Source organism: Robertkochia marina, assembly GCF_004799345.1.
Classification (GTDB): Bacteria; Bacteroidota; Bacteroidia; order Flavobacteriales; family Flavobacteriaceae; genus Robertkochia; species Robertkochia marina.
On the sequence record NZ_SSMC01000001.1, the window covers coordinates 1,456,409 to 1,481,056 of the forward strand.

The window sequence follows — 24,648 nt, forward strand, 5'->3', positions numbered from 1 at the left end:
GCATGGCAGTTGTTGTTAAAATGCCGCGTTTGAGCGATACCATGGAAGAAGGTGTTGTTGCAAAGTGGTTAAAAAGTGTTGGAGAAAAAGTTGAGGAAGGAGATATCCTTGCTGAAATTGAAACTGATAAGGCAACCATGGAGTTTGAATCTTTTTACGAAGGGACGCTCTTGCATATCGGGATACAGGAAGGCGAAGGAGCTCCGGTTGACTCTTTGTTGGCCATTATAGGAGAACAGGGTGAAGATATTTCCGGACTTCTTAACGGAGCCGGGGAAGCTGCTCCTTCAGAATCAGCAGCTCCTGCTGCAACTGAACAAAAACAGGAGGCAGCCTCAGGAGCGTCAATGCCGGAAGGTGTTGAAGTGGTTACCATGCCACGTCTTAGCGATACCATGGAAGAAGGTACCGTTGCCGGTTGGCTTAAGAGCGTTGGCGACCAGGTAGAGGAAGGTGATATTCTTGCTGAAATAGAAACCGATAAGGCTACTATGGAGTTTGAATCATTCCATTCCGGAACCTTACTTCATATTGGTATTGAAGAAGGGCAATCAGCTCCTGTTGATGATGTTCTGGCTATCATTGGTCCTGAAGGTACCGATGTAGACCAGGTATTGGCGGCCCTTAAGGGTAGTGCTTCAGGGAGCGCCTCTGCTGAAGAAAAAGCACCGGAGGCAGCTAAGGAAGCACCGGCTGCAACATCTGCCGATACTGCTTCCACTCCAGCTGCAACCAATGCTTCAGCCTCAGGAGGGCGCGTGTTTGCTTCTCCCCTGGCAAAGAAAATGGCTGAAGATCGTGGTATTGATCTTGGTAAGGTTAAAGGAAGTGGTGAGAACGGAAGAATTGTTAAACGAGATATCGAGAACTATAAGGAAGAGGCTCCTGCGGCGGCCCCTGCTGCTGCAACAACTTCAGCTTCACAACCTGCTGCAGTAAGTTCATTCGTGCCAGCCGGAGAAGAGATGGTGGAAGAGGTGAAAAATTCTCAGATGAGAAAAACCATCGCACGCCGTCTTGCGGAGTCTAAATTTACTGCACCACATTACTATCTTACCATCGAGGTGGATATGAGTAATGCCATGGCTTCAAGAGGTCAGATCAATGCACTTCCTGACACCAAGGTATCTTTCAATGATATGGTGGTTAAGGCATGTGCCATGGCTCTTAAGAAACATCCGCAGGTGAACACCTCGTGGGATGATAATGTAACTCGCTATAACCGCCATGTACATGTAGGTGTAGCTGTTGCTGTAGATGAAGGACTGGTAGTGCCGGTACTTAGATTTACCGATCAGATGACGCTTACCCAGATTGGAGCTCAGGTGAAAGACCTGGCTGGAAAAGCGCGAAATAAAAAACTGACTCCTCAGGAAATGGAAGGAAGTACATTTACCGTATCTAACCTGGGTATGTTCGGAATTCAGGAGTTCACTTCAATCATAAATCAACCTAACTCAGCAATTTTGTCTGTTGGTGCCATTGTGGAAAAACCGGTGGTTAAGAACGGAGAGATCGTGGTTGGGAATACGATGAAGGTAACCCTGGCATGTGACCACAGAACGGTTGACGGAGCAACAGGAGCTCAGTTCCTGCAAACGCTTAAAGCCTATCTTGAAAATCCGGTAACGATGCTGGCCTGATGATTCGGGCTTTCATAGAGACAGTCATAAAAACCAAAATCCCGCTTCAGGCGGGATTTTTGCTATATTTAGATCATAAATCAATCAATTAAACAATGCAAAAACTCACCTTTTTCTTTATCCTGCTTATTATTATATCATGCGGTAATACGTGTATCGCCCAAAGTACAGGGTCATCAATTTCAAAGGCCGTTACGCCAACGACTCCTGAAAGTGTTGGTGCCATCCTGAAATATCTCGCTTCAGATGAGTTGAAGGGAAGAGATACAGGATCTGAGGGGATTGAAATGGCCGGTCAGTATATCGAAGGTTATTTTGAATCGGCAGGCATAGCACCGTTTTATTCATCATACCGGGACACCTTGAGTAATTATGAAGAGACAGCAACCAATATCGTTGGGGTTATAGAAGGAAAGGATCAGGATCTGAAGGATGAGTGGGTGATCATTGGGGCGCATTTTGATCATGTAGGTACAGTTAAGCCTGTAAATGGCGATTCAATTGCTAATGGAGCCAATGACAATGCATCAGGAACTACTGCGGTGATGGAAATAGCCCGTCAAATTGCTGAGAGGGGAAATAACAGGAGGAGCGTTATGTTCGTCTTGTTCTCTGCAGAGGAAAAGGGGTTAAAGGGTAGCAAGCATTTGGCAGCACGATTGAAGAAGGAAGGTGTTCAGGTGTATACGATGCTTAATTTCGAAATGATAGGAGTGCCTATGAATCGCGATTATCTGGCTTACTTAACAGGGTATGAGAAGAGCAATATGGCTGAAAAACTGAATTCTTATGCCGGTGAAGAGCTCATCGGATTTCTGCCGGAGGCAGGCAAGATGCAATTGTTTAAACGCTCAGACAATTATCCGTTTTTTACAGCATTCAATATTCCTTCCCAAACCGTTTGTACCTTTGATTTCACCAATTTTGACCACTATCATCAACCGGGAGATGAGTTTAAGCTGATGGATCCGGACCACATGGCACTATTCATCAACAAAATGCTACCAATGGTAGAGGGAATGGTGAACAGTGATGCGAATGAAATTAAAATGTTGTAAAATTTTACTCAAAACATGTCATGGGAAAAACGATAGTTATAACAGGAACCAGCCGGGGTATCGGACTTGAAATGGTAAAGATATTTTCGGCAGGAGGTCATCGTGTTATTGCACTCTCCAGGAATGATCAACCCGTTAAAAAACTGAATTTAAAAGGGGTAGAGGCTTTTTCTTTTGATCTGACAAAGGAGGCTTCTGTGAAAACCCTTGAAAACTATCTTCAACAGGAGAATATTAAGGTAGATATGCTTGTGAATAATGCCGGTTTACTGATCGCAAGGCCTTTTGAACAATTATCGGCAGACGACTGGGAACAGGTGTATAAGGTTAATGTATTTGGAGTTGCCATGTTAACCAAAACGGTATTGCCATTTATGAATAAAGATGGCCACGTGGTTACCGTTAGCAGTATGGGAGGGGTTCAGGGAAGCATGAAGTTTCCGGGACTTGCTGCCTATAGTTCAGCAAAAGGGGCGGTGATCACTATGACTGAGTTATTGGCTGAAGAGTATAAGGATTCAGGCATATCCTTTAATGTGCTGGCCCTTGGAGCAGTTCAGACAGAAATGCTGGAAGAGGCTTTCCCGGGTTATAAAGCGCCGATAACCGCCTCTGAAATGGCCGAATATATTGCGCATTTTACTTTGACAGGTCACAAGTTCTATAATGGTAAATTGTTGCAGGTAAGTAACTCAACTCCTTAACAGCGCTGTTTATGCAAGAGATTCTGGGTAAATATTTGCCTGAACGGGCTGTTTCACCCTGTTTTGAACTGATCAAGGCTAATGGGGTGCATCTTAGGGTGGTGAACGAGCGGGTAACCCGTCATGGAGATTACAGGCGTATGCCTGACGGTTGGCACCAGATCACTGTAAATGCCAACCTGAATAAATATCGTTTTCTAATTACCCTCATTCATGAGATAGCACATTTGGTGGCGTTTGAAAAGTTTGGCAGAAATATTAAGCCTCACGGTCAGGAATGGAAATATGTTTTTCAGCAATTGATGCTGCCCTATATACGGCCTGAGATTTTCCCGTCGTCCTTGCTTCCTGTAATAGCTAATCACTTTAGAAATCCTAAGGCGAGCAGTGATACCGATGCCCGGTTGTCGGTAGCTCTCAAGGCATTTGATCCTGACAATGATAAAAATTATATCTTTGAGATACCTCATGGGAGTCTTTTTCGCATCTATAACGGAAAGGTCTTTAAAAAAGGGAACAAGCGGGTGAAGCGATTTGAATGTATTGAGGTTTCCAGTGGAAAGATCTATCTTTTTCAACCTAATGCAGAGGTAGAGCTCCTTTCCGATTAGCAATTATACTAGAAATGAATAATAACTATTACGCAGTAATTATGGCCGGGGGAATTGGCTCCCGTTTCTGGCCGGTAAGTTCAGAGCAATTTCCCAAACAGTTTCACGATATGCTGGGTGTAGGGAAAACCCTCCTGCAAACTACCTATGAGCGTTTCAGAAGAGTGGTCCCTGCTGAGAACATTTTGATCCTGACCAATGAAAAATATCTTGATCTTGTTCTGGAGCAACTTCCTGAAATCGAAAATGACCAGGTGCTAACCGAGCCTGCCATGCGCAATACGGCTCCCTGTATACTGTATGCAGCCATGAAGATCGCTGCGGTAAACCCGGAGGCAGTGATGACAGTGGCTCCCAGTGATCATTGGATAGAAAATGAAAATATATTTATTGATAATATTCAAAAGTGCTACAAATACTGCAGTGAACATCATGTTTTAATGACGCTGGGGGTGCAGCCTGATTTTGCAAATACCGGATATGGATATATTCAATATGACAAACAGAAACAAGACGACGATTTCTATAAGGTAAAACAGTTTCATGAAAAGCCGGATCAGGACACAGCCAATGCCTATCTTGAAGAGGGAGGTTATCTTTGGAATGCAGGGATCTTTATTTGGGGTGTAGAACAGATCATTGAAGCCTTTCAGAAGTTTCAGCCCGTCATGTATACGCTGTTCGCTGAGGGGGCTGATCTGTATAATACTAAGGAGGAACGTGGATTTATTGATTCAAGATATCCGGAAGCAGCTAATATCTCAATCGATTATGCTATCATGGAGCCTTCAGATAATATTTATGTACTGCCGGCAGCTTTTAAATGGAACGACCTCGGCACCTGGGGTTCGCTCTACAAAGAATTACCGCATCAGGAAGATGAAAATGTAGCCATTAATGCTCAGGTAGTTTTTCAGGAAGCCGATGGGAATATCGTTTACGGGGCAGAAGGAAAAAAGGTCGTGCTAAGGGGGTTGAGTGATTATATTGTGGTAGACCATGGAGATACCTTGTTGATCTATCCTCGTGAAAAGGAACAGGATGTCAAAACCTTACCGGGTAAATTCAAAGAATAGTAAACCAAAGACTTAAATCAATACCTGAATGATGCAAAATGATAATTCGTCCGCTACGAAGAGTGATCAGTCTGAAGAGGCTTCGGTAGGAGCAGATACTGCTGCAACCGGAACTAAGGATCCTGGTTCTGAAAAACAAAAGCAAGAGGAACGCAAGGTGAGGAAAGACGTGGGTACGGCTCTGGGGTCGATCCGTTCTTTTCTTTCGGAATTACTCAATATCAGAGATAATACCGATGAGGCTGATACCCGGGAGGGAATTATGAAGGATATCCCTTTTAAAGGGCATACGGCCTGGATCCTGATCTGTTCAATCCTGATCGCTTCGGTAGGTCTTAACGCCAATTCAACGGCGGTAGTAATAGGGGCCATGCTTATTTCTCCGTTAATGGGGCCGATCTTAGGGATCGGGTTTGCCATCGCTATCAACGATATTGATCTTTTAAGAAGGTCCCTGAAGAATTTCGGGGTCATGGTAGGGTTGAGTATTATTACGGCCTTTCTCTTTTTTAGGTTCTTTCCTCTCCAGGATGAGAACTCTGAACTACTGGCACGTACTGCTCCGGATGTGAGAGATGTGTTGATCGCATTTTTCGGTGGGCTTGCCCTGGTTATTGCCCGGGCTAAGAAAGGGACCATAGCCAGTGTGATCTTTGGGGTGGCTATTGCTACTGCCCTGATGCCGCCTTTGTGTACGGTAGGTTTTGGTCTGGCTATCGGTAACCTGGAATATGCCGGGGGAGCCATGTATCTGTTTATCATTAATACCATCTTTATTGGAATTGCTACATTTCTTGTCATTAAGTACCTGCGTTTTCCAATGGTGCGATACGCAAATTCTAAAAAACGTAAGCGAATTGGGCAGATAGCCTCTATTTTGGCGGTCCTGGTGACCCTTCCTGCGATCTATACATTTTATAATGTATGGCGGGAATCGATCTTTAAAAGGCAGGCAACTGAGTTTATAAATACCAGCGTTAAACCCTATAAATTCAGTCAGGGCGGATACTTTATGGACAGGGCTACTAATATTAGCTTCAACGATGGGGAAAACTCTGTAGTTCAATTGTTTTTTATGGGTGATGAATCTATTCCTTCAACGGTAATTGAAACCTGGAAGCAACAAATGACTTCGTATCCGTATCTCGAAGATGCCATCCTGCAAATACAAGGAGGAAGGAGTGATGATGCGGAGCGCTATCAATATGTTACGGAGCTTTATGAAGCTAAGAAAGAGGAGATCGCAAACAAAGATCAGCGAATCAGTTTACTGGAAAATGAAGTAGAGCGTTTACGAAAGTTTGCCTATAACGATGTGCCCTTCGAGCAGATCTCTAACGAGATACGATTACAATATGAAGGGGTTGAAGAAGTTGGGTTTGCCAATGAGATCATAACCAATTTCAGTAAAACAGATACCATACCTGTATTCTACATCAAATGGAAGAATGGGAAATCGTCCAGAAGCCAGGAACAAGACATGAAAAAGATGTTGGATTGGCTGAAAGTAAGAACAGGCAACCCGAATATTAAGACGGGAAAGGTGTCTATAGACAGTTAATTGCGCTCTTCCAGGTACATTTGTCTTACCTTCTTAAATAACTCAGAGGAGTATACAAAGTTGGTTACAGCTTCGTTATCGGTTTTGAAGATCTCCTTATTGCTGCCTTCCCAGGCTTTATGACCGTCTTTTAGAAATACGATCTTCTCACCGATCTCCATTACAGAGTTCATGTCGTGGGTGTTGATCACTGTAGTGATGTCATATTCTACGGTGATCTCATGAATGAGATTGTCTATAACGATGGCTGTTTTTGGATCGAGGCCGGAGTTGGGCTCGTCGCAGAATAAATATTTGGGCTTATTGACAATGGCTCTGGCAATGGCCACCCGTTTTTGCATCCCTCCGGAGATCTCTGCAGGAAGTCGATGGTGAGCATCTTTCAGATTCACTCTTTTTAAAACCAAATCTGCCCTGTCTTTCATCTCTGATTCACTCATACTGGAGAACATTTTCAGAGGGAACATGACATTTTCTACCACGGTCATGGAATCGAAGAGTGCGCTCCCCTGGAATACCATACCCATTTCCTGTCGGAGATTTCTTTTCAGATCTTCACTCATCTCAGAGTACACCCTGTTACTGTATAGGATCTCTCCTTCATCGGGCTGGTGAAGTCCCAACAGCGATTTCAGAAAAACCGTTTTCCCTGAGCCGCTTTGACCAATGATCAGGTTGGTCTTTCCCGGTTCAAAAAGAGTGGATATCCCTTTTAAAACGTGATTCTCTCCGAAGGTTTTATGTATGTTTCTAACTTCTATCATCAGCCGAGCAGCATTTGTGTTAGCAGGTAATTAACGATAATGATCACCACACTGGTCCATACAAAGGAGGTGGTGGAGGCCTTTCCTACTTCCAGTGCTCCACCCTTCATATAATATCCGTAAAAAGATGGTATGGTGGCCAGTATAAAAGCAAAAGCCATGGTTTTGGCAAAAGCATATAATACATGAAAGGGCTTGAAGTCAAGTTGCAAGCCTTTGATAAAATCAGCACTCGTCGTGTACTCTCCCATTACTGCCGCCAACCATCCGCCCAGGATGCCCAGGTACATGGAAATGGCAATAACAAATGGGTAAAGAAGCAGGGCGATGATCTTGGGAAATACCAGGTAGTTAAGAGAATTTACCCCCATTACCTCCAAAGCGTCTATCTGTTCAGTTACCCGCATGGTACCAATACTGGAGGTAATATAAGAACCTACTTTTCCGGCCATAATAATGGAGCAGAAGGTGGGAGCAAATTCCAGGATCACCGACTGTCGGGTCGTAAAACCAACCAGGTACTTCGGGATCAACGGGCTGTCTATATTTAAGGCTGTTTGAATAGCCACTACTCCTCCTATAAAAAAGGAGATAAAAATGATAATACCCAGAGAGCCGTAGATCAGGTCATCGATGTCTTTCAGGATAAGGGTCTTCATAATAGGCCACTTGGTGGGTTTTCTGAAGACCTCTTTCAGCATTAAAAAGTATTTTCCGAAGTTTTCCAGGTACTGCATTTACTTGCTAATAGACGTTAAAAGTAAGAAAAATTAGCTTACCCCTGTTTTAACCGAATTTTAAAATTCCGTTCTTTGAGATATTGTATGTTTGTCTCTCAATCTATCATTATATCATGAAGAAAATATTTACATCAATATGCTTGCTTGCCTTCTTGTTCAAAGGCTTTTCTCAGGAAACTTCCATTGCTGTTCAACCTAAATTAGTGGTGGGAATCGTGGTTGATCAAATGCGCTATGATTACCTGACCCGGTATTGGAACCGCTATGGAGAAGGCGGTTTTAAGCGTTTGGTAGGCGAGGGCTTTAATTTTAAGAACCACCATTTCAATTATGTCCCTACGGCAACGGCTCCGGGACATGCTTCTGTATACACCGGTGCCACACCTTCTGAACATGGCATCATCGGTAATGAATGGTTTGATGTCTATACCGACAAGGTGGTTTATTGCGTGTCTGACACGAATTATGATCCGGTAGGTACTAAAAGTGACGCCGGACAAATGTCGCCCCATCGGCTAATGAAGACTACTGTAACAGATGAGTTGCGGGCTTATACTAATTACCGTGGTAAAACAGTAGCCATTGCCATTAAAGACAGGGGTGCAGTCCTGCCAGCGGGGTTTACAGGCGACGCTTACTGGTTTTACGGGAAGGATGAAGGCAGATGGATCACCAGTTCTTACTATAAGGAATCACTTCCATCCTGGGTTGATCAATTCAATAAGGGCGGGGCGGCCGCTGCCTATAAAAAAGTTTGGGAGCCATTGTATGACCTAAATACTTATACCAGCAGTAATCCCGATGATTCGCGTTTCGAGAGAGAAGACAGCAGGGTTTTTCCATATGACCTGCCCGAATTATGGGCAGATAACGGAGGGTATGATATTATAAAAGCAACTCCTTTTGGTAACAGTCTTACCACTGATTTTGCTATTGCGGCCCTGGAAGGAGAAAGTCTGGGGGATGATGCTGATATAGATTTCCTGTCGATTAGTTATTCCAGTACTGATTATGTGGGGCATAAATGGGGCGTAAAGGCGGTAGAAACGGAAGACACCTACCTCAGGTTGGATAAGGATCTCGAACGTCTGTTACATACTCTTGATAAAAAAATAGGGCAAGGGGAGTACCTGGTATTTCTCACCGCAGATCATGGAGCATCATACAACCCGAACTATTTGACAGCGAACAAGATGCCCGGGGGCTTCTTTAAGTCAAAAGAAATGATCGCCGCTATTAATGAGTTTACAACAGCGAGGTTCGGATCTTCACGTATCTTGCGTCGCGTTGGAGGTGGAGAAATTTACCTTCGGAAAGAGGTGCTGGACTCATTGGGTTTTGATAAGGATGAGGTTGAGGAAATTTTGGCTGAAGAATTAATCACCTACGATCAGGTGGAAAAGGTATATACATCTAAAATGTTGATGGAAAATGAGTATCAGGAAGGAATAGCCCGATTAGCCCGAAACGGATATCATCCTAAATTGTCCGGCGACCTGCGTATCATTTTTAACCCGGGTCTGATCTCTTCGGGGTATAGCCGGGGAGGTACTTCTCATGGTACGGCATGGGTGTATGACACCCACGTTCCTTTTATTTTGTACGGAAGTGGAATACCAAAAGGGTCTTCTGCATTAAGGTCAGAGATACCTGATATAGCGCCTACCATATCAGTATTACTGGGTATTCCATTTCCCAGCGGGGTAACCGGAAAGGTGCGCGCCGAGATCTTTGGCCAGTAATTTAAACCTAGAAGGGCAGTTGAGAACGCATGCCTTTCCAGCGATACTGTCTGATAAATTTACCTTCCTCCGGTGTTACCATCGGAGGAATTTTTTTTGTAACGGCATTTCGGTAGCCCGCCATATTGTCAAAGAATGTCTTTATTTTTCCTTGTTTAAAGGCCATTTTAGCTGAGGCGATGGCGGCGATCAACCACCCGTAGCGCATGAGGTACATGGCCTCGCCTTGAAGTAGCCGGGCTTTTTTGTTGTATGCCTTTCCTGTAGGTCTCAGGTGTTTTACCTTTAATTCGGGCAGGGTGATGATGTCGAAACCATGATACCTTGCCAAAAGCTCATCAACCGTATCCCAGCCCATGGCAGTACGTAAGCCTCCTATCTTTTCAAAGCAACTTCGGGAGTAACTTTTGATGGCTCCGCGTACGTGGTCTTTATGCATGGGGTGGTTCAATTTCCAGGCTCCCTTTTCCGTTTTTTCGTATATAAAGCCGCCTACGATCCCGGCTTTGGGTTGCCGGGCAAAACAATTTAAGATCTCTTCAAAATAATGTTCAGGAAGAATGAGGTCTGCATCCAGCTTTACAACCACATCCCATGACTTTTGTAATTGCTCATACCCGGTGTTAAAGGTTCTGACCACTTTACTCCCGGGTAGATGTTTGTTCTCTGAAGACTTGTTGATCACCCTGATTAGGGTCGACTTTGTGCTGTATTCTTTCAGAATATCGGGCGTGCTATCGGTTGAATTATCATCAACGATAATGATCTCTTCGGGTGCGACCGTTTGGTTTAATAAAGAGTCAAGGGTACCGGCGAGGAATTCTTCTTCGTTATGGGCTGGAATTACAACACTATAGGTAAACGGGCTTGTCATGTTCTAGCGGGTTCTTTCAGCATAAACCATATAATAGCGGGGTGTAAACCTTCTGAGCAAAGGCCTTATTCCGATCTTGTTCACGGGATGAGTCCATTGCTTTCTCTTTTTAATGGTCCACCCGCTTTTTTCCAGCAACCAGTCAAACTGCCAGTCTTCAAATTCGTGGTAGTGACGGTCCCAGGGATCGGTCTTGCTTTGATAGGCAGGTGAGAACCAAAGTTTCAGGGGTACCGAGGCGATCAGTTTATCGGCCTTTATGCTTTTAAGTACCTCGTAGGGTGATAGCAGGTGTTCAAAGATTTCCAGGGCAGTTACCAGGTCGGCGTTGGTGGTTGCCACTGCCGTTTGGTCATCATCCAGGTCTTCCCCCTGTGTATTCTCTACAATATAGCCTTCCTTTTTAAGGATCTCTCCAAAAGGGTTTTCCGTTCCCAGGTCAAGGATCTTTGTGCCCTTCGGGGAAATTTCTTTTATAAAATCAAGGGTGATCCGGTATCTTTTTTCCGGAAAAGTATTCTCGTACATGGGCTTTTATTAGGCTCCAAATATAGGAAGTATTAAAGCCAAAACCGATAAAAAGTCAAAACCAGAAAACCTAAACCTCGTAGATCATGGCATTGATATTCATTCCGGCACCTACGCTGGCAAACATAATGCAATCACCTTTTTTGATCTCATGTCCGATCAACTCGCCCCTGGTAACCATATCAAAAAGGGTTGGTATGGTTGCTACGGAGCTGTTGCCGAGGGTGGCAATGTTCATGGGCATGATCTTTTCAGGCGTTTCGGTGTTGTATAGGCGGAAAAATCGATCAACGATGGCTTCATCCATTTTTTCATTGGCCTGATGAATAAAGATCTTTTTCAGGTCCTTGATGTCTCTTCCTGTTTTGTCAAAACAGGCTTTCATGGCTTTTGGCACCTGGGTGATTGCAAATTCATAGATCTTTCGTCCATGCATTTTAATATACCGCGTATCGGCAGCGTCTTTTTTGTACGACTTGCCAAAAAACAGGAAAAAAGCCTCTTCTTGAGTAAATGAAGCAGTTTCGTGGGCCAGTATGCCATTGCTCTCGTTTGATGCCTCTACGACTGTTGCTCCGGCACCGTCAGAATAGATCATGGAGTCCCGGTCGTGCTTGTCGACCACTCTGGAAAGTGTTTCTGCGCCTATAACCAGGCATCTTTTGGCCAAGCCGGCCTTAATGAATGCATGTGCCTGGATAAGACCTTCCAGCCATCCCGGACAACCGAAGATAAGATCGTATGCAACACATTTTGGATTTTTGATCTCCAGTTTGTTTTTAACTCTGGCAGCCAGGCTGGGGAGGGTGTCTCCTTGAGTGCTTCCGTGCTGGACATCTCCAAAATTATGGGCAACAATGATGTAATCAAGAGTTTCTTTATCGATCCTTGCATTGTCAATGGCCCTTTCAGCTGCGAAATACGCAATGTCTGATGTTTTGTATTCGGGGGTCACATAGCGACGTTCTCCAATACCTGTGATCGAAGAAAACTTTTTTATGATCACCTCATTAGAATGGTTGAATACAGAGCCGTCTGAATTCAGAAATTCGTGTTCGCCAAATTCTTCATTGGTCTCTACATGTGAAGGGATATAGCATCCTGTTCCTTTAATCCTGGTGTTCATACTTCGAAATTTTCTGCAAGCTAATCAAACGATGAAGTTTGGTGTTGCTGTTTGTAAAAAGTGCTACGATGTTCAAGTCGCAAGAATACGTTCTGAGAATAAAAAAAGCTCCTGTTGAAAACAGGAGCTTTTTGGTTATATGCGCATGAAAAACAAGTAGTTACAATGCTTCAGCATACTCTTCGATAGGAGCGCAGGTACACATCAGATTACGATCTCCATAAGCTTCATCAACTCTTCTAACGGTAGGCCAGAACTTATTGTCTGCCACATACTCTAATGGATAGGCTGCCTTTTCCCTGCTGTAAGGGAAGTTCCATTCGTTTGCAGTGACCATTTTTAAGGTGTGAGGTGCATTTTTAAGTACGTTGTTTGGCTCTTCGGCGCTGGCCTCTTCGATCTCCTCTCTGATCGCGATCATGGCATTGCAGAACCTGTCTAATTCGGCAAGGCTTTCACTTTCAGTAGGCTCTATCATTATGGTGCCGGCTACCGGGAAAGAAACTGTTGGAGCATGGAATCCGTAGTCCATGAGACGTTTCGCTATATCGGTAACTTCTATGCCATTCACTTTGAAGGGGCGGCAATCAATAATAAGCTCGTGCGCAGCTCTTCCGCATTCACCGGTGTAAAGCACCTGGTAATGACCTTCCAGTTTGTTCTTGATATAGTTTGCATTCAGGATCGCCATTTCTGTTGAGCGTTTCAGGCCTGCAGATCCGAGCATTTTAATGTATCCATAAGAAATAAGACATACATAAGCGCTACCCCATGGAGCAGCAGATATGGCTGTGATAGCCTGGTCGCCTCCTGTTGCAATAACCGGGTTAGTTGGCAGGAAGGTGGTCAGGTGTTCTGCAACACAAATAGGACCAACCCCCGGGCCACCTCCACCGTGAGGTATAGCGAAGGTTTTATGAAGGTTCAGGTGACAGACGTCAGCTCCAATGGTGGCAGGATTTGTTAATCCAACCTGAGCATTCATGTTTGCACCATCCATATATACTTGTCCGCCATTGTCGTGAATAAGCTGGGTGATCTCTTTAATAGACGATTCAAAAACCCCGTGTGTTGATGGATAGGTTACCATCAGGGCGGCCAATTCATCCTTGTATTTCTCTGCTTTTTCACGCAGATCTTCAATGTCTATATTTCCTTTTTCATCTGTTTTGGTAACGATCACCTTCATCCCTGCCATAACAGCAGATGCGGGGTTCGTACCGTGGGCTGATGCCGGGATAAGGCATATATTACGATGCCCTTCCCCTCGTGACTGGTGGTATGCCATGATGACCATCAACCCGGCATACTCTCCCTGGGCTCCTGAGTTAGGTTGAAGGGAAGTACCGTGGAAACCGGTGATCACATTAAGTTGGTGCTCCAGTTCTTTTAATACCTGGTGGTAGCCCTCCGCCTGGTCAACAGGGGCAAAAGGGTGAATGTTACCCCATTGTGGATTACTAAGAGGCAGCATTTCTGAAGCGGCATTCAATTTCATCGTACAGGAACCAAGTGAGATCATGGAATGGTTCAAAGAAAGATCTTTTCGTTCCAGTTTTTTAATGTAACGCATCAGTTCGGTCTCAGAATGGTAACGATTAAAAACAGCGTTTTCAAGGAAAGCGCTTTTTCTCACCAATGTTTCCGGTATAACTGAGCTGGCCTCTGTACTTTCAACGGCTACCGCATTTTTACCGGCGGCATCCGCAAATATCTGTACAATGGTGTTCAGATCCTGGGTGGTAACGGTTTCATTCAGAGAAACAGATACCGTTGATTCATCGGGGTAGTAAAAGTTTACTTTCTGCAGTTCAGCAATATTTTTTACTGTTGCTGCATCTGCTTTTACCCTGATGGTGTCAAAGTACACTTCGTTAAGTTGTTTGTAACCCATCTTCTCCAAAGCAATTGCCAGGCTTGTGGTTTGATGGTGTACTTTTCCTGCAATATATTTCAGGCCTTCAGGACCGTGGTAAACGGCATACATTCCTGCCATTACGGCCAGTAATACCTGAGCGGTACAAATGTTTGAGGTGGCCTTATCTCTCTTGATGTGCTGCTCTCTTGTTTGCAGCGCCATTCTGAGGGCATAATTACCGTCTGTGTCCTTGGTTACTCCAATGATACGTCCGGGAATATTTCTTTTATAGGCTTCTTTGGTTGCAAAGAAGGCAGCGTGCGGCCCTCCGTATCCAAGAGGGATACCAAAACGTTGGGTAGTACCTACCACAACTTCTGCGCCCCATTCTCCCGGAGGAGTCAGGTTAACAAGGCTTAAAATGTCGGCAGCTACAGCAACGCGGATACCTTTTTGGTTGGCGCCGGCAGTGAATTCGGAATAATCAAATACCTCTCCGGTTTTTCCGGGATACTGAAGAAGTGCCCCGTAGAAGTCTTCAGAGAGTTCAAAGTTTCTGTGATCTCCTGTTACCAGTTCAATACCCAGGGGTAAAGCTCTTGTTTGAAGGAGAGAAAGGGTTTGAGGAAGTATTTCTTCAGAAACAAAGAATTTTACAGCGCCATCCTTCTTTTGTTTTCTGTCACGGGTGCTGAACAGCATGGTCATAGCCTCGGCTGCGGCCGTACTCTCATCGAGCAACGAGGCGTTTGCCAATTCCATTCCTGTCAGGTCACTTACCACTGTCTGGAAATTCAGAAGAGCTTCAAGACGGCCCTGAGCGATCTCTGCCTGGTAAGGAGTGTAGGCGGTATACCAACCCGGATTTTCAAAAATATTTCTTTTAATCACCGATGGAAGAATCGATTCGTGATACCCCAATCCAATAAAAGAACGGAATACCTTGTTCTTGTCTCCCAGTTGCTGGATATGAGACAGGTACTCATATTCTGTCATGGCTTCCGGCAGGTCCAGTTCACTGTTAAGTCTGATCCCATCGGGGAAGGTTTCGTAGATCAGCTGGTCAATGTTGTCAACACCAACCTTTTCAAGCATTTTTGAAAGATCTTCTTTTTTTGGGCCAATATGGCGAATAGCAAAAGAATCTGTTCTCATTATAAGTGACTAAAATGTGTTATTTTAATTTTGCGCAAAAGTACGTATTTAATTGGTTTTTAAAAGTACTTTTGAGTACGCTTTAACGAAACTTTTCACCTTGTTTAACCTTCAGGGAATCAGGGTTGAAAACCCGGAAACGGACTTTGAAAAAAATACTTGATTTGTATATCGATAGCAGTCTTCATGTAGCCCTTTCGGCTGCGGTGTTGTGTTATGTGACGGGTTGGTATTTTGACATAACGCCTCCTTTGTATTTAACCTTATGTCTGTTTTGTGGTTCGGTGGTGGGGTACAATTTTATCAAGTATGCTCCTTTGGCTGATAATTTTATTTTGGTAAAAGGGAGGTATCTTCGGGGGATGCAATTGTTTAGTGCATTCAACTTTATTGTTGCCGCCTACCTGCTTACCTATTTTTCCTTAAACGCTTTGTTGTGTATAGTGGTGATCGGGGGGCTGGTATTTTTTTATGTTTTTCCCCTGCAGCGGTTAAGAGGTAACCTGAGGAATATCAGGGGGCTTAAGGTGTATGTGGTAGCCGTGGTATGGGCTTTGGCAACTGTTATTCTTCCCGCCATGGAAGCCGGTTTAAGGGTCGATTATCAATTGATGACCGAAGCGTTTAGAAGAGCACTTTTTATACTGGCCATCACCATTCCATTTGAAATACGTGACCTTGAGCTTGATCAACCTTCCTTGTATACACTTCCTCAGCAATTCGGAGTCAGGGGGGCAAGGCTAATAGGGTATGTGTCTTTGCTGGTTTTTTGGGTGCTGGGCATTTGGAATTCTCCTAATGATAATGGAGAGGTGTGGATAAAAGAAGGAGTATTGGTAATAGCGTCACTTTTGCTGTTGGGCAACGCAGGAAGGAATCAGCCCGGGTATTACAGTAGTTTGGTGGTGGAAAGTCTTCCTTTGTTTTGGTTGGTTTTACTTAAAGTCTTTTAACGGTCTGTGGTGATCTTTTTTTCGATCTCTTCTTTGAGCTTTTCTTTCTTTTGATGATCCATACACTTAAGGTCGGCCTTTGAGCATAATTCTGTCAGTTTTCCGTTCTTACCGGCATGGGCCTTGCAATTACGGCAATAAACATGGTGTAGTTTTAATTTGAAAATTTGCCAGCTGCCGGCCTCATCATATTGAGCCTTGTTGCAAATTTCTAAAGCCTGGGTACAACTTATAAGCATATTTATTTATCTGTTTAGGTGGTTGGTGTATGATTAAAACCAATTTTTTTCCAGGCAACTCATCAGGGCTGTCCTGGCTCTGTGAATGATCACCCACAAATTAGACGGGGTGATATTAAGTTCTTTACAAATGTCTTCAGTTTCTATGCCTTCAATGGTCTTCATTCTGAAAACGCGGGCCTGTTTTTCAGGCAATTTTGCGATGCACTCCTCGATGGCGATGCCTAATTCTTCATTTTGCATCTCTTCTTCAATATTAATGCGGCCCGCATCGGCAACCCTTTCTTCCAGCCAGTCGCCTTCCTGCTGACCGTCCTGGGTGAAATTGATCTTTACTTCAGCTTTTCCCTTTCGGGAATTGGAGCGTCTGTAATGGTCAATGATCTTTCTTTTCAGTATAGAGATCAGCCAGGTGCGTTCAGAGGCATCACCTTTAAAGCCGGAGGCTGATTTCAGGCCGGCCAGAAAAGTCTCCTGTACGAGGTCTTCAGCCAGGATCTGATCATTCACCTTGGCAATGGTGTAATTGTACAGGTAGTCTGCATATCGGTCTACCCATTTGGAAGGATCAAGAGTTGCTTTCCCCATTATCAGAGTTTGTTGGCAGTACGCCTTTTTTCTATTACTGAATTTGTAAATTTACACGAATCAATAAAAAATATTCCAATGCAACGACTCTTTTTCTTGTTATCTGTTTTCTTCTGCCTGGGGTTGCAGGCACAGGTAAGAAATATCCCGATCAATGAGGTGCCTGAAAATTTAAAAAAGAAAGCAGTTCTTGTTGATGTCAGAACACCGGGCGAATACGCCGAAGGTCATCTTCCTGAGGCGCTGAACATAGATGTGAACACAGACGATTTTACGGAGCGTATTGCAAAGATCAGAAAAAATAAAGCCGTACTGCTTTATTGTCGTTCCGGACGCAGAAGCGCCAGGGCTGCAGCCATTATGGATTCTTTAGGGTACCGAAAGGTTTACAACCTTGAAGGAGGCTTTTTGGCCTGGGATGAGGCTCAAAACCAGGAATAAAAAACCCCGCAGAAGCGGGGTTTTAAGTTTATTTTTCTAATAATCCGGCCCTTTTAAGCAAGGCTTCAGGCTGTGGGTCTTTTCCTCTAAAGCGACGGTAGAGCTCCATCGGATCTTCGGTGCCCCCGCGTGATAATACGTGATCTTTAAAACGTATGGCAGTTTCACGGTCAAAAACACCCTTCTCCTTAAAAAGTTCGAAAGCGTCTGCATCCAGTACTTCAGCCCATTTGTAGCTGTAATAGCCGGCTGAGTAACCGCCCTGAAAAATATGAGCAAAGGCTGTACTCATACATGTTTCCGGGTTGTCAGGGTAGAGGTCGGTTTTTTCAAACACTGCCTTTTCGTGGGCCTTAACGTCTTTAATACCCGAGGGGTCATAACCATGCCAGCTCATATCGAGCATTCCAAAGCTCAGTTGTCGGAGTGTTTGCATGCCTTCCATAAAGGTGGCCGATTCTTTGATCTTTTCAACAAGATCCATCGGGATCATCTCCCCCGTTTTATAATGCCGGGCAAAGAGTTCCAGGGCCTCTTTCTCGTAACACCAGTTTTCTAATACCTGGCTCGGAAGCTCAACGAAATCCCAATAGACGCTAGTGCCGCTTAGACTTGGATACTCTGTGTTGGCCAGCATTCCGTGCAGGGCATGCCCAAATTCGTGGAATAAGGTAGTTACTTCGTTAAAGGTCAGTAAGGAGGGCTCGTTAGCTGTGGGTTTGGTGAAATTGCACACAATTGAAATGTGAGGTCTGGAATTTTTACCTTCTCTCATGTATTGCGGTTTGAAAGAGGTCATCCAGGCTCCGTTTCTTTTCCCTTCTCTGGGGTGGAAATCGGCATAAAAAATGGCAACCAGTTCTTCATTTTCGTCCACCACCTTGTATGCTTTTACATCCTGATGATAGGTCTCTACCTCCGGAGCAGGTGTGAAGTATAATCCATAAAGCTTTCCGGCAATATCGAAAACTCCGTTGATCACCTTTTCGAGTTGGAAATAAGGTTTTAGTTTTTCGTCATCCAGTTCAAAAAGCTTTTGCTTAAGCTTTTCGGTGTAATAGGCGCCATCCCATTTCTCCAGGTGATCCAGGCTGTCGGTTTCCCGCGCAAAATCAGAGAGTTGCTTAAATTCTCTTTTAGCGGCCGGACTTGCCTTCTCCAGGAGGTCTTCCAAAAAGCGATTTACTTCTTCAGGTGTTTTGGCCATACGTTCTTCCAGAATGAAATGTGCATGACTTTGATACCCCAGTAATTGAGCTCTTTTGTGTCTGAGGTTAACGATCTTCAGGATAATATCGGTGTTGTCATGCTCGTTGTCCTGAAAACCTTTCCTTGAAAATGCAAGGTGGAGTTTTTTACGCAGGTCGCGATTTTCAGCATAGGTCATGAATGGAATGTAGCTGGGGTAGTTAAGTGTAAAAACCCACCCTTCCTTATTCCGGCTCTTTGCTTCTTCGGCTGCGGCATCCATAGCGTACTTCGGTAAGCCTTTTAGGGCTTCTTCTTCCATAATATGAAGCTCATAGGCATTGGTTTCTGCTAACACATTTTCACCAAAGGTTAGTGATAGTTTAGCGAGCTCCTGGTCTATTTCCCGAAGTTCTTTCTTTTTTGCTTCCGGGAGATTGGCTCCGTTTCTCGAAAAGCTTTTATACTTCTTATCGAGCAGCATCTCTTGCTCCGGGTTCAGATCAAGGGTGTCTTTAGCATCATAAACGGCCTTGACGCGCTGAAAGAGATCGCTGTTCAACCTGATATCATTGGCGAATTCTGAAAGGGCAGGAGAGAGTTCCTGGGCCAACTCCTGCATTTCCTTGGAGGTCTCTGCGTTATTCAGGTTAAAGAAAACAGAGGTGATCACTTCCAGTTGTTCACCCGAGAAATCCAGTGCCTCTATGGTATTTTTAAAATCAGGAGGTTCCGGATTGTTGGTGATATGATCTATCTCCTTCCTGGTTTTTGAGATCTCTTGTAAAATTGCCTCCCGAAACATGGGGGTTTTTATTTTTGAGAAAGGAGGAGTCTGAAAAGGAGTATCAAATGGTTTATTCAGGAGATTCATGTTGTCAGATTTTTAGTGATGACAAAGGGATCGTAAAAGCGACTGATTTTAAAGGTTTATCACGCTTCCGGCCAATAATAAAGCGAAGGGATTATTTCTTAACCTGGGCGGCTCCCTTGATCACTTTTTCTTTTAGCCCTTCCTTGTAGGCAATGATGCGTTCTAAAACCTCAGGGTCTGACGCACCAACGATCTGAGCGGCAAGGATCCCTGCGTTTTTAGCGCCGTTTAAGGCTACGGTTGCTACGGGAACGCCTCCCGGCATTTGCAGAATAGAAAGTACAGAGTCCCATCCGTCTATTGAGTTGCTGCTTTTTACCGGAACCCCTATAACCGGCAGGGGCGACAGGGAGGCTACCATACCCGGGAGGTGGGCGGCGCCACCGGCTCCGGCGATAATGGCTTTCACCCCACGCTTATGGGCTGATTTTCCAAATTCAAACATTTTCTCAGGGGTTCGGTGGGCAGATACAATATCTACCTCGGTGGAAATATTTAATTCTTTGAGGACATCGATGGCCTCCTGCATAACAGGAAGGTCACTGGTGCTTCCCATAATGATAGCTATTGTTGCCATGAGGTATATTATTTTTCTGAAATTACTTTGATAGTTCGTTTTACAATGGCCGCTTTTTTACGGGCAGCGTCCATGTTTTCATCAACAATGGTCACGTGCCCCATTTTGCGGAATGGTCTGGTGATCTTTTTGCCATAAATATGAGGGTTAACCCCTTCCATAGCCATGATCTCTTCGATACGTTCGTATTTCACCTGGCCTTCATAGCCTTCTTCTCCAACCAGGTTCACCATAACCCCTGCAACCGTGCTGTCTGTTTTACCCAGAGGTAAACCGAGAATGGCCCGCAGGTGTTGTTCGAACTGGTTGGTGTAGCTGGCTTCAATGCTATAGTGTCCACTGTTATGCGGTCTTGGCGCAACTTCATTAACAAGGATCTTATCATCCTTGGTTTGAAACATTTCCACAGCCAGTAACCCGACATGTTCATAGGCTTTAGATACTTTCAGGGCTATCAACTGGGCTTTTTTAACCACTTCTTTGTCTATCCTGGCAGGGCAGATCACATATTCAACCTGGTTGGCTTCCGGATGAAACTCCATTTCCACCACCGGGTAGGTAGCTACATTACCCTTAACATCTCTGGCTACAATAACAGCAAGTTCGTTTTTAAAGGGGATCATCTCTTCTGCGATACATTCCTGTGCCGGAATACCTTCGAGATCAGACCAGGTCTTTATGATCTTTACTCCCTGTCCGTCGTAACCGAAACGTGCACTTTTCCATACAAACGGAAAGCTTAAGGATTCATTTTTCAGGGCGGTTTCGATCTCTGCAGCGTAGGCGAAACGAGTAAAGGGGGCTGTGGGTATGTTGTTGTCTGTGTAGAAAAGTTTTTGAACAGCCTTGTTCTGAATCCTTCTCAAGGTAGCTGAGGAGGGGTAAACCGGTAAACCTTCATCTTCCAGTTTTTCCAGTGCGTCAACGTTGACATTTTCGATCTCTATGGTTAGCAGATCAACTTTTTTCCCGAATTGGTAAACGGCATCAAAGTCCATGAGATCACCCTGAATAAATTCATTACATGCAATTTTACAGGGTGCTTCTGCGCTGGGGTCCATAACCACTGTTTGAATATCGAAGCGGCGGGTGTCGTATAACAGCATTTTACCTAACTGTCCGCCTCCAAGGATTCCCAGCTTAAAATCAGAAGAAAAATAATTCATTAATTTTATTATTAGTTTAGAATGGAATGCTTCTTTCAATTCAAGAGCAAAAATACGTTTAATTATGAAAAAGGGCATGAATTTCAGCCTTTTTCAGGCGTTAGGACCGTTCAATATTATATCTTTGCAACTTTACAATTTTAAGGTAGGTGATCAAGCTTCACGACAAATATTTTAAACCCTTCGTATCAGCGGCAGAGATCGATGCAGCCATTCAAAAAATGGCAGCGGCGATAAAGGCTGATTTTAAGGATGAGGTGCCCATTTTTATAGCGGTTCTCAACGGGGCGTTTATGTTTGCTTCAGATTTTATGAAACATTATGACGCACCTTGCGAGGTGTGCTTTGTTAAGCTGAGCTCTTACAGAGGATTGTCATCTACGGGCATCGTAGAAACACTGCTGGATGTTCCAACAGATGTTGAAGGTCGCAGTGTGATCATTCTTGAGGATGTGATCGATACCGGTACCACGGTAAAAGAACTCATCCTGATGTTTTCTGAAATAAACGTCAAACGTTTTAAAATTGCCTCTATGTTCTACAAGCCCGATACGTATCGGGGAGAGTATAATATCGATTACGTAGGAATGGAGATCCCTGATCGTTTTATCGTTGGATATGGTCTTGATTATAATGAACTGGGACGAAACCTGCCTGAAGTGTATCAATTAAATGATAAACCTATGATTAATTTAGTGCTATTCGGCAAGCCTGGTGCCGGAAAAGGAACCCAGGCAAATTTTTTAAAAGAGAAGTATGACCTGAAACACATCTCAACCGGAGATGTTTTTCGTTACAACATAAAGAACGGTACAGAACTTGGTACCCTGGCCAAATCGTATATCGATAAGGGCGAGTTGGTTCCTGATGCCGTTACCATTGATATGCTGAATGCTGAGGTGGAGAAGAACCCGGAAGCAAACGGCTTTATTTTTGACGGTTTCCCAAGAACCAAGGCTCAGGCAGAGGCGCTGGATCAACTTATGAAGTCGAAGCAGATGAAGATCAATGCCACTATTGCTCTGGAGGCTAATGATGAGGTGCTTATAGAAAGACTATTGGAAAGAGGTAAGGTAAGTGGCCGAAGTGACGATCAGGACGAACAAAAGATCAGAAACCGATTCCAGGAATACAATGAGAAAACCGCACCGGTGATGGAGTACTATCAGGAGCAGGAAAAGTTGCACAAGGTAAACGGTATTGGAAGCATTGAAGAGATCACAGAGCGATTGAGTGCAGTGATCGACTCATTATACAAAAAAGCGGGAGTCTGAGAAGGCTCCCTTTAATGGTTCTTTATTTAACAGAAGCGTGATCATATGACCGAAGGAAATTTTGTAGACTACGTTAAATTATACGTCACCTCAGGAAAAGGGGGGCAGGGGTCTGCCCACCTGCACCGGGAAAAGTATGTCGCCAAGGGCGGTCCCGATGGGGGTGATGGTGGTCGTGGTGGTCACGTTATTCTAAAAGGGAATAAGAACCTTTGGACCCTTTTTCACTTTAAATTTAAAAGGCACTTCAGAGCCGGTCACGGAGAGGCAGGCGGAAAGCAGCGAAGTACCGGAGCCGATGGGCAGGATGTGTATATGGAAGTACCTCTGGGTACGGTGGTGAAGAATACCGATACCGGAGAAAAGATCATGGAGGTCACCGAACACGGAGAAGAAAAGGTGCTTGTTAAAGGAGGAAAAGGTGGTCGTGGTAACTGGCATTTTAAAACGTCTACCAATCAAACTCCGAGGTATGCCCAACCGGGACTTCCCGGGGAGGAAATGAATATTACCCTGGAATTGAAAGTACTGGCTGATGTTGGTCTGGTAGGATTTCCCAATGCCGGTAAGTCAACCCTTTTATCGGTGATCACTTCCGCGAAACCAAAAATTGCCGATTACGAATTCACCACCCTGAAACCAAACCTTGGGATCGTACAGTACCGTGACTTTCAGTCGTTCGTGATGGCAGATATTCCGGGAATCATAGAGGGTGCCTCTGAAGGTAAAGGTTTGGGGCATTATTTTCTGCGTCACATCGAGCGAAATTCAACCTTGCTCTTCATGGTGCCCGCCGATAGTAAGGATGTTGTGAAAGAGTATGGTATCCTGCTCAATGAGTTGAAGAAGTACAATCCTGAGATGCTCGATAAGCAACGTCTTCTGGCCATTACCAAATCGGATATGCTTGATGAGGAACTCAAACAAGAGCTGGCCACAGAGATAAAGGAGGGCTTGAACGACCTCGATCATATTTTTATATCCTCAGTAGCTCAGCAAGGTATACAAGAGCTGAAAGACAAGCTTTGGAATATGCTGAATGAAGAGACTATTCATTCCTAGGGAATTGGGGAAGTAGGGATGTATGCATGTAGGCATGTAGCTTGACTCAATCCTGGTTCCGCACTGGTCCCTGAAACTCCTGGCTTGTTCCCTATTTGAACGCGCGCCAGCTGGCCCCTTAGCTAAAACGGTCCACCGGACCTTTCTCAAACGCTCGGTCCTCTCAAACTCGTCCCTGAAACTCGTCCCTCAAACTCCTCGCTGAAACTTATTACCGTAAATCATTTAAAATCTTTACATTTAAGTAAAGCATTGAAAATGAAGTGTCTTAAGGTTCTTATTGTTTTCCTTTTAACTTCCTGCAGCAGTGTTCAGGTGGTTTATGACTATGATAAGGAGGAGGATTACTCCAAATACAAAACCTATGCCTTTTATTCGCCCATGGAGACACGTCTGGGTGAACTTGATACAAGAAGAGCTTTAAGAGCCATTGATCAGGTGCTACAGGCTAACGGTTTTGAGAAAGCCGAAAAGGTTGAGGATGCTGACTTTTTTGTAAACATTAAGAGTGAAATGTTCCAGGAAGTTCCGGCCAACAGTACAGTCAGTATTGGTGCCGGAGGTACTGGTAACAGCATGGGAGGCGCTATATCAGTGGGGGTACCTGCCTCCGGAAATCCGGTAGTAAAGCGCATGATCTTTCTCGATCTTGTGAACGTAAAACAAGACGCTTTATTCTGGCAGGCCCGATGTGAGGTGAAATATGAAGAGTCGCTTAGCTCAGAAAAACGGGATGAAAAAATGTATAAGATCATCGAAAAAGCTTTTAGCGAATTTCCTCCGCCCGGCGTTAACAAATAAGGCTATTCATACTCAGTATTGAATTCTCCCGGGAGTTTATCATTC

The 24,648-nt window shown here is 44.4% G+C and carries 23 protein-coding genes; 12 read left to right on the forward strand and 11 right to left on the reverse strand.

All coding sequences use genetic code 11. The features are described 5' to 3' along the window. The first annotated feature begins 2 nt into the window (after positions 1-2). From E7Z59_RS06035 to E7Z59_RS06060, 6 genes are all read left to right on the forward strand, one after another. Complete coding sequence (locus E7Z59_RS06035) at positions 3-1,643, forward strand: pyruvate dehydrogenase complex dihydrolipoamide acetyltransferase (RefSeq protein WP_136335374.1); 1,641 nt, start codon at positions 3-5, stop codon at positions 1,641-1,643. Between the two features lie 95 nt (positions 1,644-1,738). Continuing rightward, the gene (locus E7Z59_RS06040) at positions 1,739-2,701 is read left to right on the forward strand and encodes a M28 family metallopeptidase (protein WP_136335375.1); all 963 of its coding nucleotides are present in this window, start codon (positions 1,739-1,741) and stop codon (positions 2,699-2,701) included. A 20-nt stretch (positions 2,702-2,721) separates the two neighbouring features. Beyond that, complete coding sequence (locus E7Z59_RS06045) at positions 2,722-3,405, forward strand: SDR family NAD(P)-dependent oxidoreductase (protein WP_136335376.1); 684 nt, start codon at positions 2,722-2,724, stop codon at positions 3,403-3,405. A gap of 11 nt (positions 3,406-3,416) precedes the next feature. Continuing rightward, positions 3,417-4,016, forward strand: a complete 600-nt coding sequence (locus E7Z59_RS06050) for a SprT-like domain-containing protein (protein WP_136335377.1) — start codon at positions 3,417-3,419, stop codon at positions 4,014-4,016. A 14-nt stretch (positions 4,017-4,030) separates the two neighbouring features. After that, the gene (locus tag E7Z59_RS06055) at positions 4,031-5,092 is read left to right on the forward strand and encodes a mannose-1-phosphate guanylyltransferase (RefSeq protein WP_136335378.1); all 1,062 of its coding nucleotides are present in this window, start codon (positions 4,031-4,033) and stop codon (positions 5,090-5,092) included. 28 nt (positions 5,093-5,120) lie between these two features. Next, entirely contained in the window at positions 5,121-6,653 is a 1,533-nt protein-coding gene (locus E7Z59_RS06060; protein ID WP_242015601.1) for a DUF389 domain-containing protein, read from the forward strand. Here E7Z59_RS06060 and E7Z59_RS06065 read toward each other — a convergent pair. Both E7Z59_RS06065 and E7Z59_RS06070 read right to left on the reverse strand, forming a co-directional pair. After that, on the reverse strand, positions 6,650-7,417 hold the full coding sequence (locus E7Z59_RS06065) for an ABC transporter ATP-binding protein (protein ID WP_136335379.1): 768 nt from the start codon (positions 7,415-7,417) through the stop codon (positions 6,650-6,652). The genes E7Z59_RS06060 and E7Z59_RS06065 overlap by 4 nt on opposite strands. Next, positions 7,417-8,154 (reverse strand): MlaE family ABC transporter permease, encoded by a 738-nt coding sequence (locus tag E7Z59_RS06070; protein ID WP_136335380.1) that lies wholly within the window; start codon positions 8,152-8,154, stop codon positions 7,417-7,419. The genes E7Z59_RS06065 and E7Z59_RS06070 overlap by 1 nt, the downstream gene beginning before the upstream one ends. Before the next feature lie 116 nt (positions 8,155-8,270). Here E7Z59_RS06070 and pafA point away from each other — a divergent pair, with 116 nt between their 5' ends. After that, entirely contained in the window at positions 8,271-9,899 is a 1,629-nt protein-coding gene (pafA, locus tag E7Z59_RS06075; protein ID WP_136335381.1) for an alkaline phosphatase PafA, read from the forward strand. Positions 9,900-9,906: 7 nt separating this feature from the next. Here pafA and E7Z59_RS06080 read toward each other — a convergent pair whose 3' ends face one another. The 4 genes from E7Z59_RS06080 to gcvP form a co-directional block, all read right to left on the reverse strand. Continuing rightward, on the reverse strand, positions 9,907-10,773 hold the full coding sequence (locus E7Z59_RS06080) for a glycosyltransferase family 2 protein (RefSeq protein ID WP_136335382.1): 867 nt from the start codon (positions 10,771-10,773) through the stop codon (positions 9,907-9,909). 3 nt (positions 10,774-10,776) lie between these two features. Then, positions 10,777-11,301, reverse strand: coding sequence for a class I SAM-dependent methyltransferase (locus tag E7Z59_RS06085; protein ID WP_136335383.1), 525 nt, complete (start codon positions 11,299-11,301; stop codon positions 10,777-10,779). A 70-nt stretch (positions 11,302-11,371) separates the two neighbouring features. Then, positions 11,372-12,427, reverse strand: coding sequence for a 3-oxoacyl-ACP synthase III family protein (locus tag E7Z59_RS06090; RefSeq protein ID WP_136335384.1), 1,056 nt, complete (start codon positions 12,425-12,427; stop codon positions 11,372-11,374). A gap of 160 nt (positions 12,428-12,587) precedes the next feature. Then, positions 12,588-15,440, reverse strand: coding sequence for an aminomethyl-transferring glycine dehydrogenase (gene gcvP, locus E7Z59_RS06095; RefSeq protein WP_136335385.1), 2,853 nt, complete (start codon positions 15,438-15,440; stop codon positions 12,588-12,590). Between the two features lie 146 nt (positions 15,441-15,586). Here gcvP and E7Z59_RS06100 point away from each other — a divergent pair, with 146 nt between their 5' ends. Next, complete coding sequence (locus E7Z59_RS06100) at positions 15,587-16,393, forward strand: UbiA prenyltransferase family protein (RefSeq protein ID WP_136335386.1); 807 nt, start codon at positions 15,587-15,589, stop codon at positions 16,391-16,393. On the opposite strand, the gene E7Z59_RS06105 is transcribed toward E7Z59_RS06100, so the two are convergent. After that, positions 16,390-16,632: a hypothetical protein gene (locus E7Z59_RS06105; protein ID WP_136335387.1), complete on the reverse strand. Its 243-nt coding sequence runs from the start codon at positions 16,630-16,632 to the stop codon at positions 16,390-16,392. The two genes, E7Z59_RS06100 and E7Z59_RS06105, sit on opposite strands and share 4 nt — an antisense overlap. A 33-nt stretch (positions 16,633-16,665) precedes the next feature. Beyond that, positions 16,666-17,220, reverse strand: coding sequence for a sigma-70 family RNA polymerase sigma factor (locus tag E7Z59_RS06110; protein WP_136335388.1), 555 nt, complete (start codon positions 17,218-17,220; stop codon positions 16,666-16,668). Positions 17,221-17,298: 78 nt separating this feature from the next. Between E7Z59_RS06110 and E7Z59_RS06115 the strand changes: the two genes are divergently transcribed. Next, positions 17,299-17,661, forward strand: coding sequence for a rhodanese-like domain-containing protein (locus E7Z59_RS06115; protein WP_136335389.1), 363 nt, complete (start codon positions 17,299-17,301; stop codon positions 17,659-17,661). Between the two features lie 28 nt (positions 17,662-17,689). Here E7Z59_RS06115 and E7Z59_RS06120 read toward each other — a convergent pair whose 3' ends face one another. From E7Z59_RS06120 to E7Z59_RS06130, 3 genes are all read right to left on the reverse strand, one after another. After that, positions 17,690-19,723, reverse strand: coding sequence for a M3 family metallopeptidase (locus tag E7Z59_RS06120; protein ID WP_136335390.1), 2,034 nt, complete (start codon positions 19,721-19,723; stop codon positions 17,690-17,692). A 91-nt stretch (positions 19,724-19,814) separates the two neighbouring features. Continuing rightward, positions 19,815-20,300: a 5-(carboxyamino)imidazole ribonucleotide mutase gene (gene purE, locus E7Z59_RS06125; protein WP_136335391.1), complete on the reverse strand. Its 486-nt coding sequence runs from the start codon at positions 20,298-20,300 to the stop codon at positions 19,815-19,817. An 8-nt stretch (positions 20,301-20,308) separates the two neighbouring features. Further along, the gene (locus tag E7Z59_RS06130) at positions 20,309-21,466 is read right to left on the reverse strand and encodes a 5-(carboxyamino)imidazole ribonucleotide synthase (RefSeq protein ID WP_136335392.1); all 1,158 of its coding nucleotides are present in this window, start codon (positions 21,464-21,466) and stop codon (positions 20,309-20,311) included. Between the two features lie 149 nt (positions 21,467-21,615). Here E7Z59_RS06130 and E7Z59_RS06135 point away from each other — a divergent pair, with 149 nt between their 5' ends. The 3 genes from E7Z59_RS06135 (at position 21,616) to E7Z59_RS06145 (ending at position 24,603) form a co-directional block, all read left to right on the forward strand. Then, positions 21,616-22,740, forward strand: a complete 1,125-nt coding sequence (locus tag E7Z59_RS06135; protein ID WP_136335393.1) for an adenylate kinase — start codon at positions 21,616-21,618, stop codon at positions 22,738-22,740. Positions 22,741-22,785: 45 nt separating this feature from the next. Beyond that, positions 22,786-23,802 (forward strand): GTPase ObgE, encoded by a 1,017-nt coding sequence (gene obgE / locus E7Z59_RS06140; RefSeq protein ID WP_136335394.1) that lies wholly within the window; start codon positions 22,786-22,788, stop codon positions 23,800-23,802. A gap of 258 nt (positions 23,803-24,060) precedes the next feature. Further along, the gene (locus E7Z59_RS06145; RefSeq protein WP_136335395.1) at positions 24,061-24,603 is read left to right on the forward strand and encodes a DUF4136 domain-containing protein; all 543 of its coding nucleotides are present in this window, start codon (positions 24,061-24,063) and stop codon (positions 24,601-24,603) included. Positions 24,604-24,648: the final 45 nt, after the last annotated feature.

What these genes read in the sequence shown, in the direction of transcription:
- gcvP (WP_136335385.1), bottom strand. Translation starts at nt 15,440, where the DNA reads ATGAGAACAGATTCTTTTGCTATTCGCCATATTGGCCCAAAAAAAGAA.
- E7Z59_RS06090 (WP_136335384.1), bottom strand. Translation starts at nt 12,427, where the DNA reads ATGAACACCAGGATTAAAGGAACAGGATGCTATATCCCTTCACATGTA.
- E7Z59_RS06055 (WP_136335378.1), top strand. Translation starts at nt 4,031, where the DNA reads ATGAATAATAACTATTACGCAGTAATTATGGCCGGGGGAATTGGCTCC.
- E7Z59_RS06045 (WP_136335376.1), top strand. Translation starts at nt 2,722, where the DNA reads ATGGGAAAAACGATAGTTATAACAGGAACCAGCCGGGGTATCGGACTT.
- pafA (WP_136335381.1), top strand. Translation starts at nt 8,271, where the DNA reads ATGAAGAAAATATTTACATCAATATGCTTGCTTGCCTTCTTGTTCAAA.
- E7Z59_RS06110 (WP_136335388.1), bottom strand. Translation starts at nt 17,220, where the DNA reads ATGGGGAAAGCAACTCTTGATCCTTCCAAATGGGTAGACCGATATGCA.
- purE (WP_136335391.1), bottom strand. Translation starts at nt 20,300, where the DNA reads ATGGCAACAATAGCTATCATTATGGGAAGCACCAGTGACCTTCCTGTT.
- E7Z59_RS06060 (WP_242015601.1), top strand. Translation starts at nt 5,121, where the DNA reads ATGATGCAAAATGATAATTCGTCCGCTACGAAGAGTGATCAGTCTGAA.
- E7Z59_RS06105 (WP_136335387.1), bottom strand. Translation starts at nt 16,632, where the DNA reads ATGCTTATAAGTTGTACCCAGGCTTTAGAAATTTGCAACAAGGCTCAA.
- E7Z59_RS06080 (WP_136335382.1), bottom strand. Translation starts at nt 10,773, where the DNA reads ATGACAAGCCCGTTTACCTATAGTGTTGTAATTCCAGCCCATAACGAA.
- E7Z59_RS06145 (WP_136335395.1), top strand. Translation starts at nt 24,061, where the DNA reads ATGAAGTGTCTTAAGGTTCTTATTGTTTTCCTTTTAACTTCCTGCAGC.
- E7Z59_RS06065 (WP_136335379.1), bottom strand. Translation starts at nt 7,417, where the DNA reads ATGATAGAAGTTAGAAACATACATAAAACCTTCGGAGAGAATCACGTT.
- E7Z59_RS06070 (WP_136335380.1), bottom strand. Translation starts at nt 8,154, where the DNA reads ATGCAGTACCTGGAAAACTTCGGAAAATACTTTTTAATGCTGAAAGAG.
- obgE (WP_136335394.1), top strand. Translation starts at nt 22,786, where the DNA reads ATGACCGAAGGAAATTTTGTAGACTACGTTAAATTATACGTCACCTCA.
- E7Z59_RS06035 (WP_136335374.1), top strand. Translation starts at nt 3, where the DNA reads ATGGCAGTTGTTGTTAAAATGCCGCGTTTGAGCGATACCATGGAAGAA.
- E7Z59_RS06040 (WP_136335375.1), top strand. Translation starts at nt 1,739, where the DNA reads ATGCAAAAACTCACCTTTTTCTTTATCCTGCTTATTATTATATCATGC.
- E7Z59_RS06120 (WP_136335390.1), bottom strand. Translation starts at nt 19,723, where the DNA reads ATGAATCTCCTGAATAAACCATTTGATACTCCTTTTCAGACTCCTCCT.
- E7Z59_RS06050 (WP_136335377.1), top strand. Translation starts at nt 3,417, where the DNA reads ATGCAAGAGATTCTGGGTAAATATTTGCCTGAACGGGCTGTTTCACCC.
- E7Z59_RS06115 (WP_136335389.1), top strand. Translation starts at nt 17,299, where the DNA reads ATGCAACGACTCTTTTTCTTGTTATCTGTTTTCTTCTGCCTGGGGTTG.
- E7Z59_RS06085 (WP_136335383.1), bottom strand. Translation starts at nt 11,301, where the DNA reads ATGTACGAGAATACTTTTCCGGAAAAAAGATACCGGATCACCCTTGAT.
- E7Z59_RS06130 (WP_136335392.1), bottom strand. Translation starts at nt 21,466, where the DNA reads ATGAATTATTTTTCTTCTGATTTTAAGCTGGGAATCCTTGGAGGCGGA.